The sequence below is a fragment of the Pararhodobacter aggregans genome (assembly GCF_003075525.1).
GTDB classification, from domain to species: Bacteria; Pseudomonadota; Alphaproteobacteria; order Rhodobacterales; family Rhodobacteraceae; genus Pararhodobacter; species Pararhodobacter aggregans.
In genome coordinates this window covers 488,478-501,272 of sequence record NZ_QDDR01000002.1, presented here as the reverse complement: position 1 = coordinate 501,272, position 12,795 = coordinate 488,478, and the positions used below count along the sequence as shown (strand labels likewise).

The window sequence follows — 12,795 nt, the reverse complement described above, 5'->3', positions numbered from 1 at the left end:
CAAAGCGGGCGTCATCCTGTTCGATCGGCCCAAGCCCCCCGCAAGCGAGGTCTCGATGCACCGCCAGCCCCGGCTCGACCTGTCGCCGCCCCCCTCGGATGAAATGCGCCAGACCACCTGCTACATGTGCGCCTGCCGCTGCGGGATCAATGTGCATCTGAAAGAGGGCAAGGTCGCCTATATCGAGGGCAACCGTGACCATCCGGTGAACAAGGGCGTCCTCTGCGCCAAGGGTTCGGCCGGGATCATGCAGCATCTCTCGCCCGCCCGGCTGCGCAAACCGCTGAAGCGCGTGGGCCCGCGCGGCACCGGCCAGTTCCAGGAAATCGAGTGGGAGGAGGCCCTGTCGCTCGCGGTCTCGTGGATGCAACCCCTGCGCGAGACGGCACCCGAAAAGCTCGCCTTCTTCACCGGCCGCGACCAGTCGCAAAGCCTGACCGGCTGGTGGGCGCAGAGCTTCGGCACCCCGAATTACGCGGCGCATGGCGGGTTCTGTTCGGTCAACATGGCCGCGGCGGGCATCTACACGATGGGCGGCGCCTTCTGGGAATTCGGCCAGGCCGATTGGGAACGCACGAAGCTCTTCATGCTGTTCGGCGTGGCCGAGGATCACGATTCGAACCCGATCAAGATGGGCATCGGCAAGCTGAAGGCGCGGGGCGGCCGGATGATCGCCGTCAACCCGATCCGCACCGGCTATAACGCCGTGGCCGACGATTGGCTGGCGATCACGCCGGGGACCGACGGCCTGTTGATCCTCGCCCTGATCCATGAACTCTTCCGGCTGGGCAGGATCGACCTCGATTACCTCATGGCCTACACCAACGCGCCCTTCCTCGTGCAGGGCGCGGGCGAGGAGGCCGGGCTTTTCCTGCGCGACGCCAAGGGCACGCCCCTGGTGCTGGACCGCCGCACGGGCGAGCCCGCGCCCTGGGACGCGCCCGGCGTCCAGCCCGACCCTGCCGCCGACTGGCAGGGCCACAAGACCGTGTTGCGCCTCATGGCCGAACGCTACCTTTCGCCCGAGCATGCGCCGGATGCCGTGGCCGAGCGCTGCGGCATCCCCGCCCCCCGCATCCGCGCCGTCGCCGCCGAACTCGCCCGAGTCGCGTTTGAGGAGGAGATCACCCTCAACCAGCCCTGGACCGATTTCCGCGGCCAGCGGCACGAGGTGATGAAGGGCCGCCCCGTGACCTTCCACGCCATGCGCGGAATCTCGGCCCATTCCAACGGCTTCCAGACCTGCCGCGCGCTGCATGTGCTGCAGATCCTGCTGGGCTCGGTCGAGGTTCCCGGCGGCTACCGTTTCAAACCGCCCTACCCCAAGCCGGTCGAGGCCCATCCCCGCCCCCACGCCGGCGTCACCCCCGGCCAGCCCCTCGACGGGCCGCATCTGGGCTATCCGCTCGGCCCCGAACACCTGCTGCTGAACGAGGACGGCAGCGCCAGACGCATCGACAAGGCCTTCACCTGGGAGAACCCGCTCTCGGCCCACGGGCTGATGCACATGCTGATCTCGAACGCCCATGCGGGCGCCCCCTACCGGATCGACACGCTGTTCCTCTACATGGCCAACATGGCCTGGAACTCGTCGATGAACACGTCCGAGGCGATGCGGATGCTGACCGACACCGACGCCTCGGGCGCCTATGTCATCCCGCATATCATTTACGCCGACAGCTATTCCTCGGAAATGGTCGCCTTCGCCGATCTGGTGCTGCCAGACACGACCTATCTGGAGCGCCACGATTGCATCTCGCTGCTGGATCGCCCGATCGGCGAGCCGGATGCCATGAACGACGCGATCCGCTGGCCGGTGGTCGCGCCTGACCGGGACGTGCGCGGCTTCCAGTCGGTGCTCCTGGACCTCGGCGCCCGGATGCGCCTGCCCGGCATGGTGAAGGAAGACGGCACGCCCAGATACCGCGACTACGCCGATTACATGGTGAACCACGAACGCCGCCCCGGCGTCGGCCCGCTGGCCGGCTGGCGCGGGGAGGGCGAAGGCTCGGGCCGCGGCGCCCCCAACCCCGACCAGCTCGACCGCTATATCCGGAACGGCGGGTTCTACAGCGACCACCTGCCCCAGAACGCCCGCTTCTTCAAACCCTGGAACGCCGCCTATCAGGACTGGGCCGTCGCCCGCGGCCTTTACGACAAACCCGCGCCCTATCTCTTCGCGCTCTACAGCGAGCCGCTCGCCCGCTTCCAGCGCGCGGCCCGGGGCCTTGGCCCCCACCAGCCCCCCGACCATCTGCGCCCGCAACTGCAACACGCGATGGACCCGCTGCCCGTCTGGTATCCGCCCCTCGGCGACAGCCTCAGCGACCCCGCCGAGTACCCCCTCCACGCGCTCACCCAGCGCCCGGCGGCGATGTATCATTCCTGGGGCTCGCAGAACCCCTGGCTGAGGCAGATCCACGGCATGAACCCGCTCTATGTGCCGAAGAAACTCTGGGAGGAACACGGCTTTCAGGACGGCGACTGGGCCTTTCTCATCTCGCCCCAGGGCCGGATCCGCATCCCCGTCGCCCGCATGGACGCGCTGAACGAGCGTACCGTCTGGACCTGGAACGCCATCGGCAAACGCCGCGGCGCCTGGGCGCTCGATGAAAACGCCCCCGAGGCGGAAAAAGGCTTCCTTCTCAACCACCTGATCCCCGAACTTCTGCCCGATCCCGCAGGCCGCCGGCGCCCCAACGCCGACCCTGTCACCGGCCAGGCCGCCTGGTTCGACCTGCGCGTGCGCCTGGAAAAGGCCCCGCCCGGCGCCCCCTCCGAGCCCGCGCACGAGGCCCAGATCTCGCCCGTCCCCAAAGCCCCCAAGACCCTGGCAAGGCACAGCTGACATGCCCCTTCATTCTGCTCCAAATACGCCCTTGCCCGGCCGCTCCGCGCGGAACGCCCGCCCATGACCGCCCTGCCCCCGCCCTCCCTGAAGAAACTCGGCCTGGTCATCGACCTCGACACCTGCGTCGGCTGCCATGCCTGCGTCATCGCCTGCAAGGGCTGGAACACCGAGAATTACGGCGCCCCCCTCTCGGACCTCGACCCCTACGGCGCGGAACCCGAAGGCACCTTCCTCAACCGCGTCCACAGCTACGAGGTCACGCCCGAATCCGGCGCCCCGGTCACTGTGCATTTCCCCAAATCCTGCCTGCATTGCGAGGATGCGCCCTGCGTCCCCGTCTGCCCGACCGGCGCCAGCTACAAGCGGGCCGAGGACGGGATCGTGCTGGTCAACGAGGATGCCTGCATCGGCTGCGGCCTCTGCGCCTGGGCCTGCCCCTATGGCGCGCGCGAACTCGACGCGCTGGTGGGGGTGATGAAGAAATGCACCCTCTGCGTCGACCGGATCTATAACGAGGCGCTGCCCGAGCGCGACCGCGAACCCGCCTGCGTGCGGACCTGCCCCTCGGGCGCGCGGCATTTCGGCGATCTGGGCGACCCCGAAAGCGCGGTTTCGCGGCTGGTCGCGGAACGGGGCGGCATTGACCTGATGCCTGACCTCAAGGCGCGACCGGTCAACAAATACCTGCCCCCCCGCCCGCGCGACCGGCTGCAGGAGGCCCCGCCCGACCTCGCCCAGCTGTGCGAGCCCGGGACCGAAGGGCTGACCGGGTTCCTCGGCTGGGTCGACCGGACGCTATCGAGGTTCTGATGCATCCCGCGCCGTCCATCATCGCCTTTACCGCTCTCTCCGGCCTTGGCCTGGGGCTGCTGACCTATCTCGGCTTCGGCGCCGTGACGCCGCGGGGCTGGTCGGCCTTCCTCTGGTTCGGCCTTGGCTACGGGCTGACGCTGACCGGGCTCGCTGCCTCGGCCCTGCATCTGGGCCGTCCCGAACGGGCGCTCAGGGCCTTCAGCCAATGGCGCACCAGCTGGCTCTCGCGCGAGGCGGTGCTGGCGGCGCTGGCGTTGCTGGTGCTGGCGCCCCATGCCGCAGGGCTGGTGTTCTGGGGCCGGGCGGTGCCTTTGGCGGGGATGGCGGGCGCTGTGCTTTGCCTGGCCACGATCCTCGCCACCTCGATGATCTATGCCCAGCTTCGTACCGTACCGCGCTGGAATCACTGGACAACGCCCGCGGTTTTCCTGACCGCGGCGTTGGCCGGTGGCGCGATCCTGACCGCCCGGGTCGAGCTGGCCGAGCTGGCGCTGCCCTGGCTGGCGCTGACGCTGGCGCTGCACTGGATCCTCGGCGACCGACAATTCGCCCGGTCGGGCCAGAGCCCCGAAACCGCGACCGGCCTCGGCCCGCTCGGCCGGGTCCGCCAGCTGGAGCCGCCGCATACCGGCCCGAATTACCTGCTGCGCGAAATGGCCTATGTCGTCGGCCGCCGCCACCGGATGAAGCTGCGGGTCATCGCCATGATCCTCGCCTGCCTGATCCCGGCGCTGCTGCTGGGGCTCTGGCCCGGCTGGCCCGGGCTGATCCCGGCCGCGTTCAGCCATCTGGGCGGCATGCTGGCCGCGCGCTGGTTGTTCTTTGCCGAGGCCGAGCACGTGATGGGGCTTTACTACGGGCGCCGCTGAGCGGTTGCGCGCGGGTGAACCCGGGCGCCGAAGGAAGGGGGGCCGTCTGCCCCCCTCTGCCCTGCGGGCTGGTCCGGCCCTGCGCTTGCGCTCCGGGCGTTCGGGCCTGACGACGCGCCACGGGCGCCTCGTCCGGGCGGCCCTCACCCCCGAGGATATTTAGGGAACGAAGATGCAGGCCTCACTGGCCGCGGCGGCCTTCTTCCAGCCAGGCGTCCAGGGCCGGGTTGCGGGTGGCGGCGGGCGGGGCCTCGGGCAGCGGGGCGGCGACGGGTTCCGGCGGGCGCAGAGCGCGGCGGTAATGCGTCTCGCGCGCGCCGAAATAGAAGGCGACCACCGCGCCCAGCAGCCACCACAGCGGTTCGGGCACCGTGGCGAGCCCCTGCATGCGCAGCGAAAAGCCCGCGGGATCGACCATCGCATAGGCAAAGAGCGCGGGCGTCGCCAGCGCCAGCAGCGGCCGGGGCAGCCGGTTCAAGCCATTGACGAAACCGTCGAACCAGCCTTGCCGGGCCAGCTGGAATTCCGCCGCATAGGCCTGTTGCGCCGCGGTGAAGGCATCGTGCGAGAGTTCCATCTGCCGTGTGGCATTGGGGCGGAAGACCTCGGCCAGATCAGTGCCGACGCGGCCGATCTCGGCCGCACCGCCGCGCAGGAACAGGGCGCGGGCCAGTGTTGCGATCAGCCCCAAGCGGCGGTCCTTTCCCGGTGCTCGGCCTCGCTCAGGTGATAGCGGGGCGCGATGAATTCCTCGGCCCTGAGGATCCAGCCGCCCTTCCCGCCATCCCGCCGCCTTGCGTATTTGCGCGAGGCCGGGCGGCGGTCGCCCAGGGCGTAGTAATAATCCCGCCGCGCGATGCCGTAAGCATCGGCCAGATGGCCGGGCGCGGCCCGATAGGCGGCCTGCGCGGCGCGGATCGTCTGCGGCCCGATCACCCCGTCGACACTGAGGTCATGGCCCATCTCGCCCAGCAGCCGCTGGAGGATCCTTACCGCATTGCCGCCCGCGTTCACATACATGTCGAAGACCGAGGGTTGCAGCGCCTCGGGCAGCGCGGCGATGCCGGGGCGGCGGTAATAATGCTCAAGAAAGATCGCCACCGCCTGCGCCCGGGTCAGCGCCCGGACATCGGCCTCGCTCACCTGCCCGTCGCCGGTCAGGTCCAGCCCCAGCCGCCGCATCGTGCCGATGGTCACGCCGAAATTGGTCGCCCCGCCCGGGTCGTCGGGGTCGTTGACGAAGCCGCCCTCGCGGGCGACGATCTCTTCGGCAAGGCTTTGCACGTCGCGCATCGCGCCCTCCCATGCTGGAAAGCAGGCAGGATCGCGGGCCCGGGTTCAGATCCGGTAGCGGCGGCGTGCGTTGCGGCTCAGGTGCCCTGGGTCGGGTAAGTCTCGCCGTGGTATTCGCATTCCGGGCGGTTCGCCGCAGCATTGGGCGAGCCCTGGACGCCGACCGCATCGGCCACTTCGCGCGGCATATAGGTCTCGTCGTGCTTCGCCAGGATCTCGGTCGCGACGAAGACCCCGTCGACCAGCCGACCGGTCGCCACCGTGCCCTCATTCTCGCCGAAGAGGTCGGGCAGGATGCCGCGGTAGCTGACCGGCACGCTGGCGCAGAAATCGGTGACGGAGAAGGTGATCGATTCGCCCTGCCCGCGGCTGAGGGTGCCGACCTCGACCATACCGCCTAGACGAAAGATCTCGTTCGGCGCCGGAGGCTCGGCCATCACCTGGCTGGGCGAGCGGAAGAAGTTGATCCCGTCGCGCATCGCATAGCCGATAAGCGCGGTGCTGAGCGTGAGCGCCACCGCGGCCACGGCAATGATCTGCACGCGGCGGGTCTTTTTCAGGCTCTTCATGCCGGCCATGGGGATCCTCCGGGGTTTCGATGCCTCAGATAGGAAGGCGGGGCGCGGCTGGCAACGGGACCCGTTGCCGCATCAGGCGGCCTTGAAGGGGATCCGGCGGCGCAGGAATTGCGTGGCCTTGTGCCCCACCGCCACCGGGTCGCCGGTGGTCAGGAACAGCGTCTCGGTGCCGGTGCCGATCAGGTCGGGGTGGCGTTCGAGGTAATGCTCCAAGCTCGCCGCCACCAGTTCCGGCTGGGAATAGACCTGCACCCCGGGGCCGAGCGCGGCGCGGAAGGCCTCTTCCATCAGCGGGTAATGCGTGCAGCCCAGCACGGCGGCCTCGGGCTTCGGCATCCGGCGGTGCAGCGCCTCGACGTGGGAATGCACCAGCGCCTCGGCCAGAATCATGTCGCCCTGTTCGATGGCATCGACCACGCCGCCGCAGGGCTGGGCCTCGACATCCACGCCGATAGCGCGGAAGGCCAGTTCGCGCTGGAAGGCGCGGCTGGCGACGGTGGCGGGGGTGGCAAAGAGCGCGACATGCTTGATCGCCACCTCACGCGGGGGCGAATTGTCGCCCCATTGCCGTTCGGTCAGCGCCTCGATCAGCGGGACGAAGACACCGAGCACGCGCTTGCCCGGCGGGATCCAGCTTTCCTGCATCCGTTTCAGCGCCGCGGCCGAGGCGGTGTTGCAGGCCAGGATCACCAGATCGCAGCCCTCATCAAACAAGCGCTGCACCCCCTGCGTGGTCAGCCGGTAGATGTCGTCCGCGTCGCGCGTGCCATAGGGCGTGTTGGCGTTGTCGCCGAAATAGACGAAGGGCACCTCGGGCAGGCGTCGGACCAGCGCGTCCAGAACCGTGAGCCCGCCCAGCCCGGAATCGAACACGCCTACTGCCATTTCTGCCTCTATCGCCGATATTGCGCCTCGAATTCAAAGCCCAGGCGGGCCCAGTCCGAGGGGTTCGGCGACAAGTCATACGTGCTGCGGCGGAGGAAATCCATCACCTGATTGGCCCCCTGCCCGGCGCTCGCGAGCTTGTGCGGCGGGATCGGATCGCCGACCGCCAGCCGCACCGGCCCGTCGGTCCGGGCGGCGAATTCGCGGATCAGCAACGCCATGCGCAGCGTCGGATGCAGGTGGCTCGCCATCTGGAACAGGGGCGAGTTGGCGCCCTCGAACCACAAGGGCACCACCGTCGCGCCCGAGCGGGCGATCATCTTTGCGGTGAAGGCCCGCCACTGCGGGTCGCGCGGTTCGGCCAGCGGTGTGCGACCGGTGGCCACGGTCCCGCCCGGAAAGATGCCGACCGCGCCGCCCGCTTGCAGATAGCCGATCGCCTCGGCCCTGGTCGCGATGTTGCGCGCCTGCGCGGCGCGGCTGCCCGAGAAATCGACCGGCAGGATGGCGCGGCGCACATCATCGGCCCCGAGGAAGGCGTTATGCGCCACGATGCGGAAATCCCCGCCCCGCACGGCGCTGAGGATATGGCCCAGCACCAGCCCGTCGAGGATCCCGAACGGGTGGTTCGAAACCACGACCAGCGGACCGCGGGTGGGGATCGTGCCCAGCGAGCCGCGGATCACGTCGAGCCTGAGGCCGAAGCGCTCCATCATCACCCGCCAGAAATCGCGGCCCTGCGCGACCTCGGCCTCATAGCCTTCGGCCCGGCGCATGAGCGCGAGGCGCCCGGTGACATTCTCGACGCTGCGGATCAGCGCCTGCCCGGGTCGGGTCCGGGCCGACATCGCGTAGGTGATGTCGCGCGCCACGCCACGGGCAAGCGGGCGGCGGCGGTGGCGGACGGGGGTGTCGAGGATGGCGAGGGACATGGGGGACTCGGGCAAAGGATATGCCCGAGTCCTAGCGCCTGCTGGTGACAGAATGGCGACGGTTATTCCGCCGCCATCCGGGTGGGTGCGCCGCCCTGGGCGATGGCCGCCAGGATCTCCTCGCGCCGCTTGGCGGCCTTGGCCTCGTTCGCGTGCTTGACCGGGCCATAGCCGCGGATCGAGAGGGGCAGCATGGCCAGTTCCAGGATCAGATCGCGGGTCGCCGGGCTGAGATTCGGCAGAACCGCTTTCATGTCGCTTTCGAACTGCTTGATAAGGCTGCGTTCCATCTTCCGCTCGGCCGAATGGCCGAAGGGGTCGAAGGGCGTGCCGCGCAGGCCTTTCATCTTGGCCAGCAGCTTGAAGCCGGACATCATCCAGGGTCCGAATTCGCGCTTCTTCGGCCGGCCCGAGGGATCCTTCCCGCCGATCACCGGCGGCGCGAGGTGGAACTTCATCACGAAATCACCGTCGAAGGTTTCCCGCAGCTTGGCCTCGGTCGACAGATGCAGGCGCGCCACCTCGTATTCATCCTTGTAGGCCAGCAGCTTGTGATAGCCCTTCGCCACGGCCTCGCGCAGCCCCTTGTCCTCGACGCTGTCGACCAGCTTGCGGAAGCGCTTGGCCAGCCGCTTGCCTTGGTATTCGACCAGACGGGCCTCGCGGAAGGCGACAGGATCGACCGGCAAGCTGTTGATATCGCTGGGTGCGATCACCTTGGCCGCGTCCTGTGGATGAAGCACGGCCCAACGACCGATCTCGAAGGCGCGCAGATTGCCCTCGACCGCGGCCTTGTTCAGCACGATGGCCTCGCGGATCGACTCCAGGCTCAGCGGCACCAGCCCCTTCTGCCAGGCGCCACCCAGCACCATCATGTTGGAATAGATCGAATCCCCCAGCGCCACGCGCGCGAGTTCCGAGGCATCGAACATCGACAGCCGGTCGCGAAGCCGCGCTTCAAGAGCGACCTCCAGATTATTGATCGGCAAGCGGAATTCGGTGTCACGGGTGAAGGCGCCGGTGATGATCTCATGGCTGTTGACCACCGCGCCGGTGCGGCCCGTGGTCATCAGGCCGATGGTTTTCGCCCCCGCCGTCACCACCAGATCGCCACCGATCACCGCATCCGCCTCGCCGACGGCGACGCGGACGGCGCTGATATCCTCGGGCTTGTTGGCCAGCCGCAGATGGATGTGCACGGCGCCGCCCTTCTGGGCGAGGCCCGCCATCTCCATCATCCCGGCGCCCTTGCCGTCGATCTGCGCCGCCTGCGCCAGCACCGCGCCGACCGTCACCACGCCGGTCCCGCCGACGCCGGTGATGATCAGGTTATGCGTGCCCTCGATCGCCGGCAGCACCGGTTCCGGCAGGTCCGGCAGATCCAGCGCCCGGGTCGCGGATTTCTTGACCTTGGCCCCCTCGACCGTGACAAAAGACGGGCAGAAGCCCTTGAGACAGCTGAAATCCTTGTTGCAGGACGACTGGTCGATGGCCCGCTTGCGGCCCAGTTCCGTCTCGACCGGCACGATGGAGACGCAGTTCGACTGCACCCCGCAATCGCCGCAGCCCTCGCAGACTTCGGTGTTGATGAAGACGCGGCGGTCGGGATCGGGGAAGGTGCCGCGCTTGCGGCGACGGCGCTTCTCGGCGGCGCAGGTCTGGACGTAGATGATGGCGGAGACGCCCTTGGTCTCGGCCATTTTCTCCTGCACATTCATCAGGTTGGCGCGCTCGACCTTTTCGATCCCCGCCGGGAATTGCGAGAGATCCAGCTCTTCCTTCTCATCATAGACCACGACCACCGGCTTGACGCCCATCGCCGTGATCTCGCGCGCGATCTGATAGGCGGTGAGCCCGCCCTCGTTGCGCTGGCCGCCGGTCATGGCGACGGCATCGTTGAAGAGGATCTTGTAGGTGATGGTCGTCCCGGCCGCGAGCGCCGCGCGGATCGCCTGCACGCCGGAATGGTTATAGGTCCCGTCGCCCAGGTTCTGGAACACATGGCCGCGGTGCGAGAACAGGCTCTCGCCGATCCAGTTCGCACCCTCGCCGCCCATATGGGTGAAGCCGAGCGTCTCGCGGTCCATCCATTGCACCATGTAATGGCAGCCGATCCCGGCATAGGCGCGGCTGCCGTCGGGCAGCCTGGTCGAGGAATTATGCGGGCAGCCCGAGCAGAACCACGGCGTCCGCTGGGCGATATCGGTGGCGTTGTCGGCCCGGCGGGCTTCACCCAACCTCTCAAGACCGGCGCGCAACCCCTCGGTATCGCAGCCTTCTTCCAGAAAGATGCCGCCCAGCTTCTCGGCGATCATCACCGGGTCCAGCGCGTAGCGGGTCGGGAACAGCTCTTCCGAATGCATCCCCCCGGCGCCGCCCTTGTACCAGCCATAGACCCGGCGGCCGCGGCGGTCGTCGAAGATCGCCTCCTTGATCTGCACCTCGATCAGCTTGCGCTTTTCCTCGACGCAGATGATGAGGTCGAGGTCATCGGCCCATTCATGGAAGCTGGTCATGTCCAGCGGCCAGGTCTGCCCGACCTTGTAGGTGGTGATGCCGAGCCGCTCGCAGGCTGCCTCGTCCAGGCCCAGCAGCCCCATGGCATGCACGAGGTCCAGCCAGTTCTTGCCCGCCGCGACCAGGCCGATCTTCGCGCCCGGCTGGCCCCAGATCCGCTTGTCCATGCGGTTGGCGCGGCTGAAAGCCTCGGCCGCGAAGCGTTTGTAGTCGATCATCCGCGCTTCCTGCGCCACCGGCGTATCCTGCAGGCGGATGTTCAGGCCGCCCGCAGGCATCTGGAAATCGGGGCGTACGAAGGACATCCGGTGCGGATTGCCGTCGACGACCGCTGTGGCCTCGACGGTATCCTTCATCGTCTTCAGACCGACCCAGAGGCCGGAAAAGCGGCTGAGTTCATAGGCGTAATGGCCGTAATCGAGGATTTCCTGCACGCCCGCGGGCGAGACGATCGGCATATAGGCATCGACCATCGCCCAGTCCGACTGATGCAGCACGGTCGAACTTTCACCGGTGTGATCGTCGCCCATCGCCATGATGACGCCGCCGTTCTTCGACGTGCCGGCCATGTTGGCGTGTTTCATCGGGTCGCCCGAGCGGTCGATCCCCGGCCCCTTGCCGTACCACAGGCAGAAGACGCCGTCGTACTTGCCCTCGCCCCTCAGTTCCGCCTGCTGGGCACCCCAGATGGCGGTGGCGGCGAGGTCCTCGTTCAACCCCTCCTGAAAGGTGACCTGCGCGGCATCGAGGAAGGGTCTGGCGCGGATCATCTGCTGGTCGACGGCACCCAGCGGCGAGCCGCGATAGCCCGTCACATAACCCGCCGTCTTCAGCCCCGCCGCCCGGTCCCGCGCCTGCTGTGCCAGCATCAGACGCACCAGCGCCTGCGTGCCGTTCAGCAGAACCGGGGATTTATCCAGGTCGAAACGGTCGTTCAGAGACACCGTCTGCTTACCCATCGTGCACCTCCCATGCCGATCGCCACTCGGGTGGCGTTAGCGCCAGTATAGGTCAAAAATGCTGACCTTAAAACCCGTTTCCACGGATTCTTGTCTTTTCGGGTAGACAACGTTGCCATAGAAACGATTGGCAATGAAACAGCGGCGGATAATGACCGAAATTTTATGATGGACTGGGACAAGCTCCGAATCTTTCACGCGGTGGCCGATGCCGGCAGCCTGACCCATGCCGGTGACACGCTGGGCCTGAGCCAATCGGCTGTCAGCCGCCAGATCCGGGGGCTGGAGGAAAGCCTCAGCACGATTCTGTTCCACCGCCACGCGCGGGGGCTGATTCTGACCGAACAGGGGGAATTGCTGTTCGACGCGACCCGGGCCATGACCAAGCGGCTGGAAACCGCCGCTGCCCGGATCCGCGACAGCGAGGAAGAGGTCTATGGCGAGCTGAGGGTCACCACCACCACCGCCTTCGGCACGCTGTGGCTGGCCCCGCGCCTGCCCACGCTCTACGCCAAATACCCGGAACTGAAGATCGACCTCATGCTGGAAGAGCGCGTGCTCGACCTGCCGATGCGTGAGGCCGATGTGGCGATAAGGATGAAGGAGCCGAGCCAGGCCGACCTGATCCGCAAGCGCCTGATGGGCGTCCGGATGCGGCTCTACGCCTCGACCGAATACCTGCGCCAGAACGGCACGCCGACCTCGCTGATCGAGATGAAGGATCACCGCCTGGTCTGCCAGAGCGCCAATGCCCATCAAGTGGCGGCGGGCGGCGCGCTGGTGCGCGAGCTGATGACGCAGCAGATCCGCTCGACCTTTACCGTCAACAACTACTTCGGCGTGTTGCAGGCGGTGGTGAACCATCTGGGCGTCGGTGTGCTGCCCGACTACCTGACCGAGGATTTCTCGCAACTGGTGCGGGTGCTGCCCGATGTGGAAAGCGCCGAGGTTCCCGTATTCCTCGCCTACCCGGAAGAATTGCGTCATTCCAAGCGGGTATCGGCTTTCCGCGACTTCGTGCTGGAGGGTGTGATCGCCTATCGCCGCCAGCGGACCATGCCGAGCAGCGAATAGCTCGCCCACCGGTTGCGTTGACCT

At 67.7% G+C, this 12,795-nt stretch carries 10 protein-coding genes; 4 read left to right on the top strand and 6 right to left on the bottom strand.

Translation table 11 applies throughout. The features are described 5' to 3' along the window. Positions 1-55 precede the first annotated feature (55 nt). From DDE23_RS06510 to DDE23_RS06500, 3 genes are all read left to right on the top strand, one after another. Entirely contained in the window at positions 56-2,848 is a 2,793-nt protein-coding gene (locus tag DDE23_RS06510) for a molybdopterin-dependent oxidoreductase (protein WP_107750842.1), read from the top strand. Between the two features lie 63 nt (positions 2,849-2,911). Beyond that, entirely contained in the window at positions 2,912-3,661 is a 750-nt protein-coding gene (locus DDE23_RS06505; protein ID WP_107750413.1) for a 4Fe-4S dicluster domain-containing protein, read from the top strand. After that, positions 3,661-4,533 carry a dimethyl sulfoxide reductase anchor subunit family protein gene (locus DDE23_RS06500; RefSeq protein ID WP_107750414.1) on the top strand — a complete coding sequence of 291 codons (873 nt, stop codon included), beginning with the start codon at positions 3,661-3,663 and terminating at the stop codon, positions 4,531-4,533. The genes DDE23_RS06505 and DDE23_RS06500 overlap by 1 nt, the downstream gene beginning before the upstream one ends. 181 nt (positions 4,534-4,714) lie before the next feature. Here the strand turns inward: DDE23_RS06500 and DDE23_RS06495 are convergent, their stop codons facing one another. The 6 genes from DDE23_RS06495 to DDE23_RS06470 all read right to left on the bottom strand — a co-directional run bounded on the left by DDE23_RS06495 (position 4,715) and on the right by DDE23_RS06470 (position 11,697). Continuing rightward, on the bottom strand, positions 4,715-5,224 hold the full coding sequence (locus DDE23_RS06495; RefSeq protein ID WP_420330159.1) for a holin family protein: 510 nt from the start codon (positions 5,222-5,224) through the stop codon (positions 4,715-4,717). Further along, on the bottom strand, positions 5,215-5,826 hold the full coding sequence (locus DDE23_RS06490) for a holin-associated N-acetylmuramidase (protein ID WP_107750415.1): 612 nt from the start codon (positions 5,824-5,826) through the stop codon (positions 5,215-5,217). Before DDE23_RS06490 ends, DDE23_RS06495 begins: the two co-directional genes overlap by 10 nt. Before the next feature lie 77 nt (positions 5,827-5,903). Beyond that, positions 5,904-6,395: a cytochrome c maturation protein CcmE gene (gene ccmE, locus DDE23_RS06485; RefSeq protein WP_107750844.1), complete on the bottom strand. Its 492-nt coding sequence runs from the start codon at positions 6,393-6,395 to the stop codon at positions 5,904-5,906. Between the two features lie 81 nt (positions 6,396-6,476). After that, the gene (locus tag DDE23_RS06480; RefSeq protein ID WP_107750416.1) at positions 6,477-7,289 is read right to left on the bottom strand and encodes a glutamate racemase; all 813 of its coding nucleotides are present in this window, start codon (positions 7,287-7,289) and stop codon (positions 6,477-6,479) included. 8 nt (positions 7,290-7,297) lie between these two features. After that, positions 7,298-8,221: a lysophospholipid acyltransferase family protein gene (locus tag DDE23_RS06475; RefSeq protein ID WP_107750417.1), complete on the bottom strand. Its 924-nt coding sequence runs from the start codon at positions 8,219-8,221 to the stop codon at positions 7,298-7,300. A gap of 62 nt (positions 8,222-8,283) precedes the next feature. Then, positions 8,284-11,697 (bottom strand): indolepyruvate ferredoxin oxidoreductase family protein, encoded by a 3,414-nt coding sequence (locus DDE23_RS06470; RefSeq protein ID WP_107750418.1) that lies wholly within the window; start codon positions 11,695-11,697, stop codon positions 8,284-8,286. Between the two features lie 168 nt (positions 11,698-11,865). Between DDE23_RS06470 and DDE23_RS06465 the strand changes: the two genes are divergently transcribed. Further along, the gene (locus DDE23_RS06465) at positions 11,866-12,771 is read left to right on the top strand and encodes a LysR family transcriptional regulator (protein ID WP_107750845.1); all 906 of its coding nucleotides are present in this window, start codon (positions 11,866-11,868) and stop codon (positions 12,769-12,771) included. Positions 12,772-12,795 lie beyond the last annotated feature (24 nt).